This window comes from Myxococcus sp. AM010, assembly GCF_013372585.1.
GTDB classification, from domain to species: Bacteria; Myxococcota; Myxococcia; order Myxococcales; family Myxococcaceae; genus Myxococcus; species Myxococcus vastator.
This window is the reverse complement of the sequence record NZ_JABXEO010000005.1, coordinates 44,715-63,753: the sequence shown is the minus strand read 5'-3', so window position 1 is coordinate 63,753 and position 19,039 is coordinate 44,715. Positions and strand designations below refer to the sequence as shown.

Here is a 19,039-nt window from a genome sequence, read left to right as displayed (position 1 = left end):
CGAGGTGCGGCCCAGGTCACCCAGTGGGTGACGGGCTAGCAGTTGAAGATGGTGGGGTCGGTGTCGTCGCAGTCGAAGCGCTGGGTGACGTAGCCCGCGGGCGCCTCACACGCGAAGCGGTAGAGCGGGCTGCTCGCGCCGTAGCCATCTCCGTCCGCGTCCCGGTAGTAGCGGCCGCGGTTGTCATACAGGTACTCGGGCACGATGCCGACCGAGGTGGTGGGCGCGCTGATGTTGATTTCATAGGTGTGGCCGACCGTCAGGTCGAACACCCGCGCGTGGTGCAGCGCGCAGGTGCCCTCGGTGATGCCGTCGGTGCTCACCAGCGCGTTCAGCGTGACGTTGGGCGTGACGCTCGTGTCCACCGCGGTGATGGTGACGTTCTGCGTGGCGTAGAACGCCACGGACTCCACGGTGGAGCCCGCCGAGGCCCTGGCCACGGGGATGTACGTCACCGTGCCCGCGCCGCCGCCGGACAGCGTCACGGTGTAGTGCTTGTGCTGGGTGCTGATGTTGGGCGCGCCGCTGGTGCCGTTCACGTTCACGTTGTCGCCAGGGTTGGACGCGTGGGCGCACGCGTGCGTCGTCATGGCCGTGTTGTCCACGCTGGTGCAGGTGGCCTCCAGGGGCTGCTCCTGCTCCGACGTGAAGTCCTGCCCCGCGTCGTCCATGGGGCCGCAGGCGGCCAGCGACAGGCCGAGGAATGCACTGAAAAGGGTCCGCTGGGTCAGCTTCATGATGAGGCTTCCTTTCGTGAGCCGGGCTCAAAGCCGTGAGCGCCGGTAATCGCCACTCATGACGTATTGGCAACTTGGTTGCAATAACGCGGAAGGTCGGTTCGCCCCGGACGCGCTACTGCAGGTGCTCGATGACCATGTGGAGCTCGGGCAGGGACGTGGGGCCGAGCTGGAGCGTGTACTGGACGCGGTCGGTCAGCTCGTAGCCGACCATGTGCTTCAGCCCGTCGCAGAAGCCGCCGGTGGCCTGGGTGCCGGCCTGGGGCACGGTGGTGCTGATGGCCGTCTCGGTGAGGGTGACGGGCACGTCCGGGCTGCTCAGGTAGACGACGAAGTTGCCGGTGGCGAAGGCCTTGTAGCTGAAGGTCCCCACGTACTGGCCGTCCTCCGGGAGGAGCTTCACCGTGTAGTAGGTGTGGAAGTCGTCCACGCGCGGATGACGGGCGGTCGTGGCGTTGACGGTGACGAAGGGGCCGTTCGTGACGTGCCAGCACGCGTGCTCGCCGTCGTCGCCGAAGTCGAAGCCGTCACTGGGGACGTAGTCCGGGTCCGGCACGCAGGCCAGGCCATCCTCGGCGGCAAGGTAGCCCTTGTTGCAGTGGCACCAGTCACCGGTGGGCTCCCGGTGGATGTGGCCGTTGGGCTCGCAGGGGTCGCCTTGCTCGACAGGGGGTGGGTCTTCGTCTCCGCCACAGGCGATGGCCACCGTGGCACACGCGGTCAGGAAGAGGACTCGGAGGGTCGGGCGCATGGGGTGCTTCCTACATGCTTCATGGATTCAAATGCAACTCAGGTGCATGTGTTGCAGTGGCGCGAACGCGCGAAGGCCCACGGTGGGAGGAGGAAGCTCCCGCCGTGGGCCCGAAAGACGCTCAGCAGGTCAGGTCAGTGGTGGTGACCCGCCTCCTCGATGATGAGGGTGAACGAGGCGTTGCTGGGGCGAATGGAGCGGAACTCCAGGTAGTACTCGGTGTCGGCCTCGAGGTCCGCGACGGTGGCCTTCTTCAGGCTGGAGCAGACCTCGGTGGGGACGGTGTAGCGGCACTCGCGGGCCACCTCGGTGCCGGTGGCGGCCTCGAAGATGCGCAGGCCGCGGTTGCGCGATAGGATGAAGGCGAACTCACCCGACTCGTCCGGGAGGAACGAGACGCGCCCGGCGTAGTTCCACGGCATGTGCTGCGGCAGGGTGACCTGGTAGGCGGTGTGCGCCTGGCTGACGTCCACGAGGACAGGCGCGCCCAGGGCGGCGGCGGTGACGGGCTCGAAGGGGCCGTACTCGGCGTGGTAGCACGCGTGCTCGACGATGTGCTCCAGCTCCTCGGGCTCCTCGCAGGAGGGGAGGGCGTTGAACAGGGCCTCCTCGCTGCTTTCCAGGGCGGCGGCCTCGGGAGCAGTGGGGGCATCCTCGTCGACGGGGGTGCCGCAGCCGGCGAGCAGGACGGCCACGCTGGTGGCGAGCAGGGACTGCTTGAAGGGGAATTGCAGCTTCATGGTGATTGCTCCTTGGAGGGGTACTGCGGGGTGACACAGGGGTGGTCAGGGCGTGGCGGGGCGCAGGACGAGCCACGCGGCCACGACCTCTCCCGAGGGTTTGCGCTCGGGAGGCAGTTGCATGTGCGTGGTGCGCTCGCCGAGCTGCAGGTCGGCGGTGCGGCGGAAGGCCTCCTGGAAGGAGTCGCCGTCCGGGAAGGTGACGCGCGCGACGCAGCCCGCCGCGAAGCAGCGAGGTGGCTCGGCCTGGACGGGCAGCACATCGGCCTCCACCTGGGCGTGCCACTTCGCCAGCGCCGCCCGGGCTTGCTCCGTCCAGGGCTCGTGGCTCACACCGGACGCCCTCAGCTCCGCCAGCACCGCGTCCCGGCGGGCCTCGGGCGCGGCGTAGGTTCCGCGCAGGGCCTTCACCAGCGGCAGGCGCGAGGCGGGAGGCGCGCGCCGGGAGCGCGAGGCGGGCGCCAAGGTGGGTTCGTCGCTGGGACGCACGCCCGGCAGCGCCTGGGGGACCGGGCCGGCGGGACGGCGCGCGACGGCGATTGGGCGCGGCGTGGGGGCCGGGGCGAGCGGAGCGGCGGCATCGGGCTCAGGAGCCCGCCGTGGAAGCTCCACCGGCCGGTGAAGCCAGGAGGCAGTGGCGCAGGCCAGCGCGAGTCCCGTGAATCCCAGGCTCCAGATGATTCGGCTCACGATGACGCGCCCTCCTTCGTGGCAGGACAAAGCTCCGCCGTCCCCGCCAGGTCCCCATTCCAGGAACGCTCGCGATAATCTGCCATCTAGATTCACATGCAATCAAGTTGCATTTAATGGACGGAGGCGTGGCGTTGCGTGTCACGCGGACGGCGAGTCACGCCGCGATGTAGGTCTCCGAGGACCCTGTATTTCTTGTGTTTCAGGAAAGTGGGTTGCCGGTCACGGACTTCATCCACTAGGACAGTTGCCCTCTCACGCCGAGGTCACTCCATGGGAATGCCGTCCTTGTTGCTGCGCGTGGTGGTGCTGGTCGTCCTGGCTGTGCCCACGCTGGCCCATGCGGGCTCTTATCTGCGCGTCGTCAGTTGGAACCTGCGTCACGAGGGGTGGACCGCGGAGCAGACGTATCGCGAGGACGCGGAGCAGATCTGGCGGCAGTACGGCGCGAACAGCAATTCGAACAACGGCTGTGACGTGGTGTTCCTGCAGGAGGTGATGAACACCAGCGTGGTTCCGGCGGTCGTCGCGGAGCTCAACGCCGTCTCTGGCGTGAAGTGGCGCTATGCGCAGACGCCGCTCATCGGGCGCTCGTCGTACAAGGAAATCTACGCGGTGCTGTACCGGGAGGACACGGTGTCGCTGCTGTCCTCCAGCGTGTACGGCGACGCGGGGGATGTGTTCGAGCGCGAGCCGCAAATCGTCCGCGTGCGGCACAATCCCACGGGCGCTGACTACACGTTCATCAACTGGCACACCGTCTGGGGCAACCCCGCGGACCGCGACGCCGAGGTGAAGCGCATCGGCGCGGTGTTCAAGTCGGTGCAGGACGCCAGCTCCACCGACCAGGACGTCATCCTGGTGGGGGACCACAACATGGCGTGCACGGCGTCGTCGTGGGCGAACCTGGTGGCGCTGTCTCCCACGGTGACCTGCACGCTGAACGTGGCCACCACCATCAACCTCAGTGGCAGCTACGTGAATGCCTATGACCACTTCTGGATGCAGCCGACCTACGTGACGGAGTTCTCCTCGGCGGGGCGCGACTACATCGGGAACACGCGGGACTTCGTCACCCGCCTGTCGGACCACGCGCCCATCTACCTGACGCTGTATTCCAACAGCGATACGGACTGAGTCTCTTGAGACGTCGCGCATGGGGTGTGGGGGGCGCCGCGCTGGTATTGGCGGCGCTCGCGATGTGGTGGCTGTGGCCCGCGGACGTCGCCGCGCCGGGGGCACCTCCCCGCGCACCCGCCGCGCGCATGGAAGCCGCGACCCCGGTGAAGCCGCCGCCGCCCGTGGCGCCGGAGCCCCCGCGTCCCGAGGGGCTGCGTCTGCGCGTGGTGCTGCGAGGGGATGTGCCCTTCCAGGGAGAGGCCCGCGTGGGCGTGGCCTCCATCACCGACGCGGACCGGCACCTGTGGGAGGTGTCGAAGCGCGAGGGGCGCGAGGGCGCCGGGCCCGAGCGGCTGGAGGACCTGGCCAACGTGTCGGAGTGGCGGCCCGTGGAGGTGACGCCGTCGCTGGCGGGTGGGGTGCTGGGGCCGGTGCTCGTGCCTGTGGCGCCGCTCTACCGGGTGGTGGCCTGGGCAGCGGATGGAACGTTCTGGCTGGGAGACGTGGTGCCCGAGGAGGGGGCCGCCACCGGCGTCGTGGAGGCCGTCCTGTCTGCCCGGGCGCCCACCGGTGTGCGGGTGCGGCTCGCGGGAGTGCGACCCGAGCATGGCCCGTTCTCACTGCGTGTGGTGCGTGGCGTGTCCCGGGATGCCCGTGACGCGGAGCGCGCGAGCGAGCTGTTGCCCGTGATTCGGCAGGTCGCGCCGGACCTCGCCTCCGCGCTCGCGGACGGAGTGGCGCTCCCGCTTCCCGTGGGGAATCCGCTGGAGCTGCTGCCCTTGCCCACGGACCCATCGGTGGGGTTGGTGCTCCGGAGCGCGGCGGGGCGGGAGAGCGGCTGGGTGGAGGTGCCGCTGCGCGAGGGGCGGTTGGAGTCGGTGGTGTTGGACGTGGACTCGCTCTTCCCTGAGGGATTGGGTGAAGCGGTGACGCTGCGGGGGAAGCTGGAGCTGGAAGGAACGTTCCGTCCACCGGAGGGCGCGAGGTTGTTGGGGCCGGAGGACGTGGAGGTTCCGCTCGCGCCGGATGGGCGTTTTGTCGTGTCGGGGCTGCCGTCCTGGGCGCCGTCCCGCTTCCGCGTCGAGGTGGCGTCGCCGGTCTCCGGACGCCCGGTGGCCGCGACGGAGCAGGCTTTCGACTTCAGCCCCGAGCCGGGGGTGCGCGATGCCGAGGTGACGTGGCGCGTGAAGCCCTACCGGTGGCTCGTGTTGCGCATGGATGGCGCGATGCGGGCACAGCTAGAGGCGCGGACCCAGAAGCCCTATCCCGTGTTCATCCTCCAGCGGTGGCGCGATGGGACGCGGTGGGAGCTGGCCTCCGCCGGCGCCTTCATCCAGGAGGAGGATGGGATGGCCGTGTCCATCCTGGCGCCGGGGCGCTACCGGGTGCTGGTTTCCTTCTCCGTTCACGAGGTCTACAGCAGCACCGCCGCGGACATGGGCGAGGACCGGGTGGACGGCGCCGTCACCTTCCAGGTGGACGTGGAGGGGAGGGACTGCGAGGTGCTCGTCACGGCCGGGCGCAAGCCGGTGTTCGGCGCGCGGGTCACCGCCTCCAGCGACGTGGGCTCACTGCCTCCCGCGTGGGGCCTCACGGATGCGCGGGGCCGTTGGCGGTTGGGGCGCGTGAGGCCGTTCGGCCTTCACCTGGAGGTGGAGGCGGAGGGCTACGCGCCTTGGACAGGGGACGTTGCCGAGGCTTGCCGGCGAGCGGGCGAGGTGCGCGTTCAGCTCTAGGGAAGACCCCGCTCGCGGCGCTGGCCACGAGCAGGGCCGGGGCCGCGCATGTCAGGCCGCGTTGGCGGTGAGGGCGATCAACTCCGCGCGAGTGCGCCTGGGCGCCGCGGCGGGCTCCAGCGCATCGGCCACCGGGGCGTCCGCATCGCCCTCCTCGGCTGCCAGCTCAGGCGCGCGATTCTTGCCGCCCAGGGCCTCCACCCAGCCCTCCAGCAGGTCCATCAGCGCGCTGCGCTGCTCGCCTTCCAACGGCATCAGCAGCCGCGCCATGCGCTCCTGGACCACCGAGTCGGCCTGCTCCGCCAGCGCGCGCCCCTGCTCGGTGAGCCGCACCCGCACGCGGCGCCGGTCATGCCGCACGGAGCGCTCGCGCTGGACGAGCTGCGCGGCCTCCAGCCTGTCCAACAGCCGGCTCAGGCGCGGCGGAGCGATGCCACCCAGCCGCTCCGCGAGGATGTTCACGGGAAGGAGGCTCTCCGCCTTCAGCCACCAGATGGCCTGGACCTCCATCGGGTCCAGCTCGGTATGCGGTAGGGCCCCCAGGGGACTGCCCAGCGCACCGCAGCGCGCTACGTCGATGAGCAGGTTCTTCAACCGCGCCACCTGCACCCGCACTTCCGCCGAGAGCTCGGACATCCTGGTCGTCTCCGTCTCTCGGGCGTCATCGCTCCTCCATCCGAGGGAGCCCGATGACCGCCCGTCTCCATGGGGGGAAAAGCCCCCGACGGGGTCATCAACGGCCCGGCACGGAAGGCATATCGGACCCACGGAGGGAAATGAGCGGGGTGCGTCAGGCGCCGCTGGCCTTCTTGCGCTGGGCCTTCGCCTTGGTGTGCGCCTTGTCGAAGCCCTCGTAGAAGCGCACGGCCTGCTCGCCCACCATCTGGATGTGCTGGTTGTTGAAGTAGGCGGTGACGGGCGCGGCCACCAGCGGCATGGCCCGCCCCAGCGTCTGCATGCCACCCTTCTCCAGCAGCATGGCGGCCAGCTTCCCCAGCACCTTCGGCCCCGCGCGGGGCAGCGGGCCCAGGCCGTTGGCGTAGCCGAACAAATCCAGCATCTCCCCGCGCGCCCGCTCCGTCTTGAGGTTCACCTTGTAGAGGGTGGCCACGTCCGTGAGCAGGAGGATTTGCAGGTACGCCATGAAGAGCAGGTCCGCCGGCAACGCCACCAGCCCGAACACCCCGCTCACCCCGCCCACCATGCTGGCGAGGTTCTTCTTCTCGTCCACGATGCGCTGGGCCAGCTCCCGCGGCGACGCCTGCGGGTAGCGCTTCTCCAGCGTGGCGATGCGCACGCGCGAGCGCGCCACCTCCTGCAGGACGATGTCCGACAGCCGCGCCGAGCCGAGCTTCTTCAGCTCCGCCGGTGTCATCTTCTTCATGAAGGCCAGCCGCTCGGCCACGCTGTCGTAGATGCCCATCCCTCAATAACCCCGCTCGGACAGGTAGAGGTCCACCAGCGCGCCTTCTTCGTACCAGGCGTGCCGCATCTCCACGTTGAACCAGCGCGAGTCTGGCTTCGGCCCGCGCACCTCCAGCTTCACCTGGTTGGGAGAGGTGTCGATGATGGCCGCGCGCGCCTTGCACGCGGAGCCCGGGTCTTCGCCGTAGCCGCCTTCAAGGCAGATTTCATCACCCACCGAGAGCCGACGGGTGTACTCGGTGGCCAGGTAGAGGGCGTCGTCACACGAGCCCCGCGGGGACGACGTGCCCAGCGCCTCACACCGGTTCTGCGGCGGCGCCTTCACGACGGGGATGACCCCGTAGAGCGGGTCGTCGTTGTTCGGATCCGGACGGAAGGCCCCCGTGCCCGTACAACCTGTCAGCACCAGCGAGAGCGCGCCAGCGCTCACCCACGACCGCCTCATCGTATCGACTCCTTCGGGGCCCATGATCCCACCCTCTAAGAAAGGGTGGAGCATGGCAAAAGGCGTTCGATGGGGCAAAGCAGCCCGCGGTCAGCGGAGCCGTCAGGCCGAGCGACGCTGCGGGCCCGGAATCTCGGTCGTCTGCCCGGGCACCACGCGGTTGTCCTTGTCCACGAACACCACGGTGGGCTTCCAGGTCGCCACCTCGGCCTCCTCCACTTCCGCGAAGGTGGCCAGGATGACCAGGTCGCCCGGCTTGTTCAGGTGCGCCGCCGCGCCGTTGATGCAGATGACGCCGCTGCCGGCCTCACCTTCCAGCGCGTAGGTCTCCAGGCGCGTGCCCTGGGTGATGTTCCAGACCGCGACCTTCTCGTTCTCCACGATGTCGGCGGCGCGGAGCAGGTCGCGGTCGATGGTGACGGACCCTTCGTAATCCAGGTCAGCCTGGGTGACGGTCGCGCGGTGGATTTTCGACTTGAAGAGGATGCGGCGCATGTGGGTCTGGACCTTGGAAAAAGCGGCAAGGACGCCCCACCGTAACGTCTGGGGCGCCCTGGGACAACCCTGCGTTCAGCTCCCCTGCCCGCAGTGCAGGCAGGCGTCACTTAACGAAATTGACGAGCTGACTGAGACTCAGGGGAACGCTCTGGGATTCCGAGGTGAGCTTGCCGTCCAGGCGGACCTGCGCATTTCCGCCCGAGCGCAGGGCCAGCGCCGCGTTCGCCGCGCGCGCGAAGTTGATGGTGAGGGGCAGGGTGACCTGCTTCGTCCCGCTGCCGTCCAGCTTGCCCAGGTTGCCGGTGGAGAGCGTGCCCACATCCGCGCCCGCCACCTTCAGCGCGCCGGTGATGCCGGCCACCGGCAGCGGGAAGCTGTTGCGGTTGGTGATGGACAGCGGGAACTCCACGGTGGCGCCGGACAGGGTGATGTTCTTGATGCGCGGCGCCTGGAAGGACACCTGCGGAACCTTGGGGACCTCGAAGGTGCCCTCCTTCGCCAGCGGGAAGCTCAGCACGCCCACGGGCGTCTTCACGCCCAGCTTGCCCTGCGCCTTGAAGGCGGCCTTGTCCTGCTTGAGGAACGTCTCCAGCACGGGGACGATGTCCGCGAACTTCACGTTGGCGGGGAAGACGAGCTCGCTCTTGCCGTTGGCCTTGAGCGCCAGCCCGGAGCGCGGCTTTCCAGCCACCACCTGCTTGCCCTCCACGAAGAAGGCGTAGTCCACCTCGGCCAGGTTCAACCCGAAGCCGTTGGGGTTGTTCAGCTCGTAGACCAGGTTGATGGTGGCGTCGGACAAGGACGCATCCGCGAGCCGGGCTGTCTTGAAGGAGAGGGTGGGCTTCTTGAAGGCCCCCTTCAGCATCTTCTGGAGGGCGGCGCAGCCACTGAGCGTGGTGAGTCCAAGGACGGCCAGGACGAGGAGGGCGCGTTTCATGGTGGGCATGGGCGTATCACCGGACGGCCCCTCTCCGCGCGGATTCAATGCAATGCCGTGGGAGGTGGTATGTGGGAAGCCTCCCGTACCCAGATGGAGGCACCCTTGTCCGGGGTCCGTGCACACATCTCCGCCCATCTTCCACCCTGGCGCGCCTGGCTGGCCCTGGGCTTGCTGGCCGCGGCCTCGGTGTCCTGTTCCAAGAGCAGCCAGGACCCCGCGGAGCGGCGGACCCTGTCGCTGAAGCCCTGCCGGTTGGAGGGGCTGGCCACGCAGGCCCAGTGCGGAACCTACGAGGTCTTCGAGGACCGGGCCGCTCGCACGGGCCGCAAGATTCCCCTGCGCGTCGTGGTGGTGCCGGCGCTGGCGGCGCAGCCGCGGCCGGATCCGCTGGTGCTGCTGGCGGGAGGCCCGGGCCAGGCGGCGTCGCGTTCGACGCAGGTGTTGATGGCGGTGGAGCGCATCCGCCGCAAGCGCGACATCGTGCTGGTGGACCAGCGGGGCACGGGAGACTCGAATCCGCTGAACTGCAAGACGGACACGCCGGAAGAGGGCCTGTCCTCGCGGCTCGAGGAGAGCGGCGCGGCGGAGGAGGTGCGCAAGTGCCGCGAGGGCTGGGACGCGGACGTGCGCCACTACACCACGCCCGTCGCCATGGACGACCTGGACGAGGTCCGCGAGGCGCTGGGCTACGAGCAGCTCAACCTCTGGGGCGTGTCCTACGGCACGCGCGCGGCGCTCGTGTACATGCGGCAGCACCCGGAGCGCGTGCGGACCGCCATTCTGGACGGCGTGGCGCCCATGGGGCTGTACCTGCCGCTCTATGCACCCCGCGACGCGCAGCAGGCGCTGGACCGCCTGCTGGCGAACTGCGAGGCGGACGCGGCGTGCGCCAAGGCGTATCCGGACCTGCGGCCCAGGACGGAGGCGTTGCTGACGACGCTGGAGACCACGCCCGCGCGCACCCGGGTGGCGCACCCGCGCACCGGCGTGCTGGAGGAGGTCGTCCTGTCGCGCCGCGCCTTCCTGTCGCAGCTCTTCGTGCAGCTCTACAGCCCGGAGCTGTCCTCCCTGGTGCCGCTGATGCTGGACCGGGCCACGCAGGGAGACTGGTCCCCCTTCGTCGCGCTCAGCGTGGGCCTGACGGAGAACCTGGGCCGCACGGTGAGCCAGGGCCTCTACTTCGCCGTCGTGTGCGCGGAGGACGCGCCCTTCTACGACGAGGCGGTGGTGGCTCGCGAGTCGCAGGGCACCTGGTTCGGCCCGACCATGGGCCGGGAAGTGCTCTCCGTCTGCGCGGACTGGCCGCGCGCCGCCCTGCCCCAGGGCTACCGCGAGCCGGTGGTGTCGTCGGTGCCCACGCTGCTCTTGTCGGGCGAGCTGGACCCGGTGACGCCGCCCGCGTGGGCCGAGGAGGCGAAGCGCACGCTCTCCAACAGCCTGCACGTGGTGGTGCCCGGCGTGGGCCACAACACGATGGGCGTGGACTGCGCGCGCACGCTGATGGTGGACCTGCTGAACCAGGGGCGCGTGGAGGGGCTGTCGTCCACCTGCGGCGCCAGTCTCACCCGGCCTCCCTTCTTCACCTCCTTCGCCGGCCCGGTGCCGTGAGGACGCGCGCGCCATGATTGAAGCCAGGAACCTGCACAAGCGCTTTGGCAAGAAGGTGACGGCGGTGGAGGACGTGTCCTTCACGGCGGAGGACGGCGTCATCACCGGCCTGCTGGGCCCCAACGGCGCGGGCAAGACGACGACGATGCGCATGCTCTACACGCTGGTGCGGCCGGACCGCGGCACCGCGCTGGTGGACGGCGTGGACGTGGTGCAGCGGCCCCAGGAGGCCCGGCGGGCGCTGGGGGTGCTGCCGGACGCGCGCGGCCTCTATCCGCGCCTCACCGCCCGCGAGCACGCGCGCTACTACGGCGAGCTGCACGGCCTGTCCGGCGCCGCGCTGGACAAGCGCGTGGACGAGCTGCTGGACCTGTTGGACATGCGGGACATCGCGGACCGCCGCACGGAGGGCTTCAGCCAGGGCCAGCGCGTGAAGGTGGCCCTGGCGCGGGCGCTGGTGCATGGGCCTCGCAACGTGCTCCTGGACGAGCCCACCAACGGGCTGGACGTCATGAGCACGCGCTCGGTGCGCACGCTGCTGCGGCGGCTGAAGGATGAGGGCCGGTGCGTGGTGTTCTCCAGCCACGTCATGCAGGAGGTGGCCGCGCTGTGTGACCGCATCGTGGTGGTGGCGCACGGACGGGTGGTGGCGGACGGGACGCCGGAGGCGCTGCGCGCGAGCACCGGCAAGGACAGCCTGGAGGAGGCCTTCGTGGCCACCATCGGCACGGACCAGGGGTTGATGCAATGAGCGGGCTGTCCTTCTCCGTCTTCCGCAAGGAGTTGAAGGACCACCTGCGCGACAGGCGCTCGGTGCTCACCTCGCTGGCGTGGCCGCTGATTGGCCCCGTCGTGTTCATGGTGATGTTCAACCTGCTGGCCTCCTGGTACCGGCAGGACCGGCCGCTGGCGCTGCCGGTGGTGGGGCGGGAGCACGCCCCCAGCCTGATGGCCTTCCTGGAGCGCTACGGCGCGCAGCTGGAGGCGGCGCCGGAGGACTACGAGTCGCGCATCCGGGCGGGCTCGCTGGACGCGGTGCTGATAGTGCCGGACGACTACGCCGAAGCGTACTCCGCCGGGCGCACCGCCGAGGTGCAGCTCGTGGTGGACAGCTCGCGCCAGTCCGCGCGCCAGTCGGTGCTGCGCGCGCGGCGGCTGCTGGAGGCGTACGCCCAGCTCCTGGGCACGCAGCGCCTGTATGCGCGGGGCGTCGCGCCGGAGCTGGCCATCCCCGTGCGGGTGCAGGAGGCGGACCTGTCCACGCCGGAGCGCACCGCGGCGGGCCTGCTCAACATGGTGCCGCTCTTCCTGGTCATCGCCGCCTTCGCGGGCGGCATGCAGGTGGCCAGCGACGCCATGGCGGGTGAGCGCGAGCGCGGCTCGCTGGAGCCCCTGCTGCTCAACCCGGCGCCCCGGGGCGCGGTGGTGACGGGCAAGTGGCTGGCCACCGTGGTCATGGCCGTCGCGGCGGTGCTGATAACGCTGGTGGGCTACATGCTGGTGGTGCGGCGCGTGCCCTTGGAGGACCTGGGGGTGAAGGCCCGCTTCGACGCGTCCGCCGCCCTGGGCATGGCCGCCGCCGTGCTGCCGCTGGCGCTGGCCGCCTCCGCCGTGCAGGTGTGGGTGTCCACCTATGCACGCTCCTTCAAGGAAGCGCAGACGTACCTGTCCCTGCTGATGGTGGTGCCGATGATGCCGGGCATGGTGCTGGCCCTGTCGCCGCTCCAGCCGAAGCTGTGGATGTTCGCGGTGCCGGTGCTGGGCCAGGAGGTGCTCGCGGGCGAGGTGATGCGCGGTGAGCCGCTGGGCGCGCTGCCGTTCCTCATCGCGGGCGTGTCCAGCCTCCTGCTCACGGTGCTGGCGCTGGTGGTCACCGCCCGGCTGTTGTCCCAGGAGCGCATCGTCTTCGGCCGGGGCTGACGGGGGGCCCCAGCGCGCCGACGTTGCGTTACGCTCCGCACACCCTCTCAGGTGTCACTGTCGGCGGGTGGCACTTGGGCGGCGGCCTGACATGACAGCCACGCGCCTTTTCCTTCCAATGGGGCCAGATGAAGCCAGAGCGAGACGCCTTGTTCCCTCCCGCGCCAGCCTCCGTGGCCACCTCCGGGGGGGAGCCCCGATTCGGTACCTACCAGGGTGAGCTGCCCGAAGTGGACCTGCCGCGCCTGCGGGGGCAGTGGGCCCCGGGCCGCGCCACGCGGCTGCTGAAGCGCAAGCGCTGGCACTACACCTTCGCGGCCACGCCCGAGGTCGCCGCGCTCTTCGCGGTGGTGGACCTGGGCTACACGTCGAGCGCCTTCGCGGTGGCCCTGGACCTGCGCGAGCGCAAGCCGCTGTGTGACGTGAGCTTCCTGGGCGCGCCCGGCCCCATGGTGGAACTGGGCGACAAGCCGGGGCAGGGCCTCAAGGCCTCCTTCCGCACGCTGGGCGGACGGCTGTCGGTGCAGCGCGGCCAGGACGACGAGCGCTACCGGGTGGCGGTGGACGTCAGCCGGCTGCGCACCGGGAGCCTCCAGTCCTTCCAGTGGGAGGGCGACTTGATGGTGGCCGGCGGCCCGCCCGCGCTCACGGTGGTGGCGCCGGTGGAGGGGGACGGGCTGGTGAACGTCACCATGAAGAGCAACGGCCTGCTCGCCTTCGGCAGCCTGGAGGCGGGCGGGAAGCGCTTCCGGTTGGACGGCGGCGTGGGCGGCATGGACTACACGCAGGGCTACCTGGCGCGGCACACCGCCTGGCGCTGGGCCTTCGCGGCGGGGCGGCTGGCGGACGGCACGCCGGTGGGCATCAACCTCGTGGAGGGCTTCAACGAGGGCAACGCGGACGCCAATGAGAATGCGCTGTGGCTGGGGGACACGCTGTACCCGCTGGCGCGCGCCCGCTTCGAATACGACGCGAAGGACCTGATGGCGCCGTGGCGGCTGGCGACGGTGGATGGCGCGGTGGACCTGCGCTTCGAGCCCCTCCATGTGCACCGCGAGGACCGGAACCTGCGCCTCGTCGTGAGCCACTTCGCGCAGCCGGTGGGCTTCTTCAACGGAACCGTGCGCGTGGGGAGCCGCACGCTGGAGCTGTCCAACGTCCCCGGCGTCACCGAGGACCAGGACATGCTCTGGTGAGGTGAGGGGCCGCGTTCAGGGCGTCGGGGCGGTGTGGATGAGCTCGGACGTGAGCCGGCCCTCAGGGTGGGCGCGCTCGGTCCACTCGAGTGCGCCGTTCGCGTCGGCCCGCGCCTCCTCGGTGATTGCCCCCGTGGTGAGCGTCAGGGCTCGCGGTCCAGCCGAGGGGGTCCGGCGCAGCACCAGCTCCATGGGGGCAGAGAGCACCTCCGCGGGTCGGTAGACGTCGAGCACTGCCTCCGCCGGGCCACCCGGCCGCAGCACGTCGCGCACGGTGTCGTGGACCCGCTCTTCCGTGGCGAGCCCCCGCTTCGACGTGAAGGTGCCCTTGAGCGTGCGCGAGCCCTGGCGCCCCTCGTAGCGGTACGCCGTCCCGGGAGCGGCGGGCGGGGGCTCCCGTTCGCGGCGGAGCGTCACCTGGAGCGTGAGACGTCCGTCTTCCGCATGCGCATGGCGCTGCTCCGTCAGCCGCCCCGCCTCATCCGTGACGGTGGTGAGGGTGCGGTCCTCCGCGCGCGGACCCTTCGCGGCGCCTGGCAGCAGCAGGCTGGTGGAGACCTCCGTGCGTCGCGAGCCGCCCTCCAGAAGTCGCTCGGTGCGCCAGTCGAAGCCCGCGAGCCGGCCATCCAGCTTCAGCACGCGAAGCGCCTTCGTGCGCGCGGACGTCCGGGCGGGGCCGGGCACCTCGAGCGTGGCGGCCAGGCCGGTGGTGACGCGGCGGAAGGTTCGCGCGTAGCCGGGCTCGTCGTGGGCGCACAGCAGGGGCAGCTCCGGGCTCGCGCTCACCATCAGCTTGAGCCGTCCCGCGCTCACGCTGTCCCCGGGGGCGGCCACCTCGTAGTCCACGTCCACGAACATCACCGGTGCGTCCGCGACGATGGAGACGTCCGTGGGCGTCATGCTCCGGACGGTGACGCCCTGGTGGCCTTGCACCGCCTTGGCCACCGCGAGCACCGCGCCCGCCGCGTCGATGGGGCGCTCGTACACGAAGCAGCTCAGCGGCGCCTCCGTGCCCAGGGGAATCTCCAGCCGCGTGGAGCCTTCGTGCCGCGTCAGGCGGGGCGCGGCGGTGGCTTCCACCTCGGCGGTGAAGATGCCTTCGGCGGAGCGCACGCGCTGCTTGGGCAGCGGCGCCAGCTCCCGAGCGAGGGGACCTGTCGGCGCGGGTGCCGACGGAGGTGCCTTCGAGGCGGGCCCCGGCTCGGGCACGGGCTGCTCGGGCCGGGCCGTCATCGCGGACGGTCCGGCACAGGCGGAGGAGAAGCACAGCAGGAGCGCGAGACGCCGCATGACGAAGCCTGGAGCCGCGACCTAGCTGGAATTGGCCCGGGCGCGGCGCGCCGCGACGATGTCCCGGAAGGAGCGGCTGCGCAGTTCCTCCAGCGTGAGGCCCGCGGCCAGCACCTCGTCCTGGGTGAGCGCGCCGCAGCTCAGGCCGCGCAGGAAGAAGTTGAGCAGGCCCTGGCCGGTGGCCGCGTCGTCGAAGACGTCTCCCACCAGCGTGGCCTGCGCGGCCTTGTCCATGAAGGCCCTGAGCCTGCGCGAGGCCGCGTCCAGCCCCTCCAGGAAGAACGCATACACCGCCGCGTAGCGCACGGGGAGCTGGCCCGGGTGCAGGTCCCACCCCTGGTACCAGCCCCGCTCCAGCGAGTGGCGGATGTGCCGGTACGACACCTGCCAGACCCGGTGAATCGCCTCCATGTTCTCCCGGCGCTCGGTGGGCAGCAGCGGCTCGTCCTGCTTCGCCCGGTGGGGCGGCACCGGCATGACGTTGGTGGCGCCGTCCGCCAGCCGGATGCCCGTGTCCGCGAGTGACACCTGCACCAGGTCCCTCAGGAAGTCGCAGGCCGGGTGCAGCATCGTCTGCGCATGCGCGCTGACGCCCAGCGCGGCGGTGTAGTCGTACACGCCCAGGTGGACGCTGGTGCAGCGGCCCGCGCTCGCGGTCACCAGCGTGGGCAGGTGCAGCCGGCCCTGCTGGTCGAAGAGCGCCTGGGGCGTCTCCACCATCAGCTCGATGCCCACCGTGCCCACCGGCAGCCCGTGCCGCGTCTCCAGCACCTCCAGGACGCGGGCGAGCGCCGCCACCTGCTCCGGCAGCGACACCTTGGGCAGCGTGACGACGAAGCCGGGTGGCAGCTTCCCACCCGAGCGCTCCAGCAGCGTGGTGAGGAACAAATCCAACGTGCGCGTGGCGCGGTCGAACAGCTCCTCGGTGAAGGACTTCACCCGGATGCCGATGAAGGGCGGTAGCAGCTCCCGCGCCAGCCCGCGCGCCAGCTCCTCCGCGGTGGACACGGCGTGCCCGTCCTCCTCCGCGTCGGAGCGGTGCCCGTAGCCGTCCTCGAAGTCGATGCGCAGGTCCTCCACCGGCTCGCGCTCCAGCTTGGCCACCACGCGCGCGTAGACGCGCTGGGCGAAGCGGCCGCGCTGGGGCAGCCCCAGCCCATGGGCGAGGACGGGCGCGTCCGGTGCGTACTCCTTGAGCGTGTTCAGCGCGATGCCGCCCAGCTTCCGGGCCGTCTCCGCCCGGAAGAGGTGCGCGCCGCCGTACACCACGTGCACCGGCTGCCGCCGGGTCGAGTCCCCCGGGTAGGCGCGCTCGAGCCCCGCGTTGGCCTGCCGCAGGGCCTCCCGCACCCCCGAGAGGCTCGCCTCCGTCAGCGTCGTCTTCATGGCTGGCGCTTCAGCCACGCGGACACCTCGGGCATGCAGCGCTCACGCAGCGCCACGTCCTGGGACAGCCGCTCCAGCGTCTGCGCCGTGGCCTGCTGCGCCTCGGGGATGGGCTGGGCCTTGAGCAGGGCCTGCATCTGCTCCAAGTGCTCGCGCGTGCGCAGCATGCCCATGGCCTCGACGATTCGGCGCAGCAGCATGGGGGCGCCGCCGGTGCGGGCCACCACGTCCTTCCACTGCGTGCGCATCTGCGCCCACCACGCGTCGCGGCCGACGCGGTTGCCCAGCAGTCCGGCGACGAAGCTGGCCACGTCCTGCGTCTTCACCGTGTCCGTGTAGAGCAGCCCGCGCGCGCGCTCGGTGAGCTCCGGGGCCTCGAAGGCGGTGAGCGCCAGGAGGTAGCGGCGCTGCGTGGCCGGGTCGGGCTCTGACGGGAGCTTCTGGAGGAAGGTGTCGAAGAGCGCCGCGTCGCCCGCGCGCGCCACCATGCCCACCGCGGCGTCCAGCAGGTTGGGCTCCAGCGCGTCCCGCTGTCCCTGGAGCATGCGCTCCACGCGGGGCCGGGCCTCGGCGAGCGCGTCCTGGCCGCGCGCCAGCCCGCCCACCGCGCGCACCAGCGATGCGCGCCGCAGCTTCACCCGGTCCGCCTCGTTCGGCGTGGGCTGCCAGCCCAGCTTCTTCAGCCCGGGCCCCAGCAGCTTCTCCACCCACGCGCGGAAGCGCACCTGGTCCTCGCCGTCCGTCAGCCGGCCTTCGATGTAGGCCAGCCGGCCCACCAGCTCGTCCAGGACGGAGTCGTCCTCCTCGTCACCGAAGCGGCCCGCCAGGTCCAGCAGGTCCGCCACCGACACCTGTCCCGCGCGCACCAGCGCCCACTGGTCCGCCAGCAGGGCGGTGCGCTCGGAGGGGGCCAGCGCCTTCAGGTTCGCCGCCAGCTTCGCCAGGGCCGGCTTGTCGTAGGCCACCCGGTAGAAGCCGGTGGAGCCCGCGTTGGCCGTCAGCCACTTCACCTCGCCCTCGCCCTCCAGCTTCACCGTGGCCTGGGCGTCCCGCAGCAGCACGCGCTGTTCGCGCACGCCAGTGCTGTCCTCGTAGCGCAGCACCACCGGCACCGGCCACGTCTCACCGCTCCGCGCGCCGGGCTCGGTGTAGAAGCGCCGCTGCGCCAGCGACAGCCCGCGCCCGTCCAGCGTCGCCGTCACCAGCGGGAAGCCGCTCTGGCCCACCCACGCGGTGGCCAGCTCCTCCACCGGCTGCTTCGCGGCGTCGCCCAGCGCGTTCCACAAGTCTTCCTTCACCGCGTTGGCGCGCGCGTGCTTGCGCATGTACTGGCGGATGCCCTCGCGGAAGGGGCCTTCCCCGAGGAAGCCCTCAATCATCCGCAGCACCGCGCCGCCCTTCTCGTACGTAATCGCGTCGAAGCTCTCGCCGGCCTCACCCGCGTTGCGCACCTCGCCGTGGATGGGGTGCGTGGACTTGAGCGCGTCCAGGTGCAGCGCGCTGGCGCGGTGCGCGTCGAAGTCCAGCCACATGCGCCACTCGGGGCGCCACTGGTCCACGATCTTGAAGGCCATCCACGTGGCGAACGCCTCGTTGAGCCACAGGTCGTCCCACCACACCATGGTGACCCAGTTGCCGAACCACTGGTGCGCCAGCTCGTGCGTCACCACCTCCGCAACGCGCTTCTTCACCGACAGCGGCGCGGTGGCAGGGTCCAGCAGCAGCGCCACCTCGCGGTAGGTAATCAGGCCGGCGTTCTCCATGGCGCCGGCCTCGAAGTCGGGGATGCCCACCTGGTCCACCTTGGTGAAGGCATACGGCAGCCCGAAGTAGTCCTGGAGCCTGGGCAGCACCGCCAGGGCCACGTCCTGGCCGAAGCGCGTCAGGTGCGCCTTCTCCGGCAGCGCCCAGGTCCGCACCGGCACGCCCTGCACGTCCTCCGCGTCCGTGCCCACCAGCGGGCCCACCACCAGGGCGATGAGGTAGCTGCTGAGCACCTCCGTCTCCTGGAACGTCACCGCGCGCAGGTTGCCCTCCTGCGTGTCCTTCACCACCGGGCCGTTGCCCAGCGCGGTGAGCCCCGGCGGCACGCGCACGGTGAGGGCCCAGCGCGCCTTGAAGGCGGGCTCGTCGAAGCAGGGGAAGAGGCGGCGCGCGTCGGCGGCCTCGAACTGGGTGGCCGCCACCTTGCCCGCCTGGTACAGGCCGCGCAGCCCTTCGGTGAAGCGCCCCGTCCACGCGACGTCCAGCGACGCGGCGCCCGTGGGCAGCGCTTCCTCGAAGCGGAGCACCACCGTCTCGCTCGCCTGGGCGGGCTGGATGGAGGACGGCTTGCGCTGCTGGCCACCGGCGCGGAACGTCACGTCGCCCAGCGCCAGGGAGATGCCGTGCAGGATGATTTCGTTCGACGGCGCCGCCACGTCCAGCTCGACGGTCTGCTGGCCGGAGAAGGACTTCGCCTCCAGGTCCAGGGTCAGCGTGGCCGTGTAGCGGCGGGGACGGATGGAGGTCGGCAGGCGGAAGTTCTTGTCTTCGGTCGGATGCGCCATAGGGAGGCG

At 70.9% G+C, this 19,039-nt stretch carries 18 protein-coding genes; 6 read left to right on the top strand and 12 right to left on the bottom strand.

Features of this window, described 5'->3' with window-relative positions:
• Positions 1-35 precede the first annotated feature (35 nt).
• The 4 genes from HV826_RS04740 to HV826_RS04725 form a co-directional block, all read right to left on the bottom strand.
• Complete coding sequence (locus tag HV826_RS04740; protein ID WP_176415807.1) at positions 36-737, bottom strand: hypothetical protein; 702 nt, start codon at positions 735-737, stop codon at positions 36-38.
• Positions 738-852: 115 nt separating this feature from the next.
• Complete coding sequence (locus HV826_RS04735) at positions 853-1,488, bottom strand: hypothetical protein (RefSeq protein WP_176415806.1); 636 nt, start codon at positions 1,486-1,488, stop codon at positions 853-855.
• 134 nt (positions 1,489-1,622) lie between these two features.
• A complete protein-coding gene (locus tag HV826_RS04730; protein ID WP_255217042.1) occupies positions 1,623-2,228 on the bottom strand; it encodes a hypothetical protein in 606 nt (201 codons plus the stop codon).
• A gap of 45 nt (positions 2,229-2,273) precedes the next feature.
• Positions 2,274-2,918, bottom strand: coding sequence for a hypothetical protein (locus HV826_RS04725; protein WP_368670837.1), 645 nt, complete (start codon positions 2,916-2,918; stop codon positions 2,274-2,276).
• Between the two features lie 273 nt (positions 2,919-3,191).
• Here HV826_RS04725 and HV826_RS04720 point away from each other — a divergent pair, with 273 nt between their 5' ends.
• Both HV826_RS04720 and HV826_RS04715 read left to right on the top strand, forming a co-directional pair.
• The gene (locus HV826_RS04720) at positions 3,192-4,055 is read left to right on the top strand and encodes a deoxyribonuclease I (protein ID WP_176415804.1); all 864 of its coding nucleotides are present in this window, start codon (positions 3,192-3,194) and stop codon (positions 4,053-4,055) included.
• Between the two features lie 5 nt (positions 4,056-4,060).
• Positions 4,061-5,773: a carboxypeptidase-like regulatory domain-containing protein gene (locus HV826_RS04715; protein ID WP_176415803.1), complete on the top strand. Its 1,713-nt coding sequence runs from the start codon at positions 4,061-4,063 to the stop codon at positions 5,771-5,773.
• A gap of 51 nt (positions 5,774-5,824) precedes the next feature.
• Here the strand turns inward: HV826_RS04715 and HV826_RS04710 are convergent, their stop codons facing one another.
• The 5 genes from HV826_RS04710 to HV826_RS04690 all read right to left on the bottom strand — a co-directional run bounded on the left by HV826_RS04710 (position 5,825) and on the right by HV826_RS04690 (position 9,087).
• On the bottom strand, positions 5,825-6,409 hold the full coding sequence (locus HV826_RS04710; RefSeq protein ID WP_176415802.1) for a MarR family winged helix-turn-helix transcriptional regulator: 585 nt from the start codon (positions 6,407-6,409) through the stop codon (positions 5,825-5,827).
• Between the two features lie 154 nt (positions 6,410-6,563).
• Complete coding sequence (locus tag HV826_RS04705) at positions 6,564-7,196, bottom strand: EcsC family protein (protein ID WP_176415801.1); 633 nt, start codon at positions 7,194-7,196, stop codon at positions 6,564-6,566.
• A 3-nt stretch (positions 7,197-7,199) separates the two neighbouring features.
• On the bottom strand, positions 7,200-7,643 hold the full coding sequence (locus tag HV826_RS04700; RefSeq protein ID WP_176415800.1) for a hypothetical protein: 444 nt from the start codon (positions 7,641-7,643) through the stop codon (positions 7,200-7,202).
• Between the two features lie 102 nt (positions 7,644-7,745).
• Positions 7,746-8,138, bottom strand: a complete 393-nt coding sequence (gene panD, locus HV826_RS04695; protein WP_163781340.1) for an aspartate 1-decarboxylase — start codon at positions 8,136-8,138, stop codon at positions 7,746-7,748.
• 106 nt (positions 8,139-8,244) lie between these two features.
• Positions 8,245-9,087, bottom strand: a complete 843-nt coding sequence (locus tag HV826_RS04690) for an LEA type 2 family protein (protein ID WP_176415799.1) — start codon at positions 9,085-9,087, stop codon at positions 8,245-8,247.
• 84 nt (positions 9,088-9,171) lie between these two features.
• Here HV826_RS04690 and HV826_RS04685 point away from each other — a divergent pair, with 84 nt between their 5' ends.
• The 4 genes from HV826_RS04685 (at position 9,172) to HV826_RS04670 (ending at position 13,805) form a co-directional block, all read left to right on the top strand.
• Positions 9,172-10,689 (top strand): alpha/beta hydrolase, encoded by a 1,518-nt coding sequence (locus tag HV826_RS04685; RefSeq protein WP_176415798.1) that lies wholly within the window; start codon positions 9,172-9,174, stop codon positions 10,687-10,689.
• A 13-nt stretch (positions 10,690-10,702) separates the two neighbouring features.
• Positions 10,703-11,440, top strand: a complete 738-nt coding sequence (locus HV826_RS04680; RefSeq protein ID WP_163781336.1) for an ATP-binding cassette domain-containing protein — start codon at positions 10,703-10,705, stop codon at positions 11,438-11,440.
• The gene (locus HV826_RS04675) at positions 11,437-12,609 is read left to right on the top strand and encodes an ABC transporter permease (RefSeq protein ID WP_176415797.1); all 1,173 of its coding nucleotides are present in this window, start codon (positions 11,437-11,439) and stop codon (positions 12,607-12,609) included. The genes HV826_RS04680 and HV826_RS04675 overlap by 4 nt, the downstream gene beginning before the upstream one ends.
• A 128-nt stretch (positions 12,610-12,737) precedes the next feature.
• The gene (locus tag HV826_RS04670) at positions 12,738-13,805 is read left to right on the top strand and encodes a DUF2804 domain-containing protein (protein ID WP_176415796.1); all 1,068 of its coding nucleotides are present in this window, start codon (positions 12,738-12,740) and stop codon (positions 13,803-13,805) included.
• Between the two features lie 15 nt (positions 13,806-13,820).
• Here the strand turns inward: HV826_RS04670 and HV826_RS04665 are convergent, their stop codons facing one another.
• Genes HV826_RS04665 through HV826_RS04655 form a run of 3 tightly spaced genes read right to left on the bottom strand, consistent with a single transcriptional unit; the run spans position 13,821 to position 19,030 of the window.
• The gene (locus HV826_RS04665) at positions 13,821-15,095 is read right to left on the bottom strand and encodes a hypothetical protein (protein WP_176415795.1); all 1,275 of its coding nucleotides are present in this window, start codon (positions 15,093-15,095) and stop codon (positions 13,821-13,823) included.
• 21 nt (positions 15,096-15,116) lie between these two features.
• Positions 15,117-16,481 carry a DUF6986 family protein gene (locus HV826_RS04660; protein ID WP_176415794.1) on the bottom strand — a complete coding sequence of 455 codons (1,365 nt, stop codon included), beginning with the start codon at positions 16,479-16,481 and terminating at the stop codon, positions 15,117-15,119.
• Positions 16,478-19,030, bottom strand: a complete 2,553-nt coding sequence (locus HV826_RS04655) for a M1 family metallopeptidase (RefSeq protein WP_176415793.1) — start codon at positions 19,028-19,030, stop codon at positions 16,478-16,480. Before HV826_RS04655 ends, HV826_RS04660 begins: the two co-directional genes overlap by 4 nt.
• Positions 19,031-19,039 lie beyond the last annotated feature (9 nt).

Coding starts and splice junctions, on each gene's coding strand:
- HV826_RS04740 (WP_176415807.1), bottom strand. CDS start 737: ATGAAGCTGACCCAGCGGACCCTTTTCAGTGCATTCCTCGGCCTGTCG.
- HV826_RS04735 (WP_176415806.1), bottom strand. CDS start 1,488: ATGCGCCCGACCCTCCGAGTCCTCTTCCTGACCGCGTGTGCCACGGTG.
- HV826_RS04730 (WP_255217042.1), bottom strand. CDS start 2,228: ATGAAGCTGCAATTCCCCTTCAAGCAGTCCCTGCTCGCCACCAGCGTG.
- HV826_RS04720 (WP_176415804.1), top strand. CDS start 3,192: ATGGGAATGCCGTCCTTGTTGCTGCGCGTGGTGGTGCTGGTCGTCCTG.
- HV826_RS04710 (WP_176415802.1), bottom strand. CDS start 6,409: ATGTCCGAGCTCTCGGCGGAAGTGCGGGTGCAGGTGGCGCGGTTGAAG.
- HV826_RS04705 (WP_176415801.1), bottom strand. CDS start 7,196: ATGGGCATCTACGACAGCGTGGCCGAGCGGCTGGCCTTCATGAAGAAG.
- HV826_RS04700 (WP_176415800.1), bottom strand. CDS start 7,643: ATGAGGCGGTCGTGGGTGAGCGCTGGCGCGCTCTCGCTGGTGCTGACA.
- panD (WP_163781340.1), bottom strand. CDS start 8,138: ATGCGCCGCATCCTCTTCAAGTCGAAAATCCACCGCGCGACCGTCACC.
- HV826_RS04690 (WP_176415799.1), bottom strand. CDS start 9,087: ATGCCCACCATGAAACGCGCCCTCCTCGTCCTGGCCGTCCTTGGACTC.
- HV826_RS04685 (WP_176415798.1), top strand. CDS start 9,172: ATGGAGGCACCCTTGTCCGGGGTCCGTGCACACATCTCCGCCCATCTT.
- HV826_RS04680 (WP_163781336.1), top strand. CDS start 10,703: ATGATTGAAGCCAGGAACCTGCACAAGCGCTTTGGCAAGAAGGTGACG.
- HV826_RS04675 (WP_176415797.1), top strand. CDS start 11,437: ATGAGCGGGCTGTCCTTCTCCGTCTTCCGCAAGGAGTTGAAGGACCAC.
- HV826_RS04670 (WP_176415796.1), top strand. CDS start 12,738: ATGAAGCCAGAGCGAGACGCCTTGTTCCCTCCCGCGCCAGCCTCCGTG.
- HV826_RS04665 (WP_176415795.1), bottom strand. CDS start 15,095: ATGCGGCGTCTCGCGCTCCTGCTGTGCTTCTCCTCCGCCTGTGCCGGA.
- HV826_RS04660 (WP_176415794.1), bottom strand. CDS start 16,481: ATGAAGACGACGCTGACGGAGGCGAGCCTCTCGGGGGTGCGGGAGGCC.
- HV826_RS04655 (WP_176415793.1), bottom strand. CDS start 19,030: ATGGCGCATCCGACCGAAGACAAGAACTTCCGCCTGCCGACCTCCATC.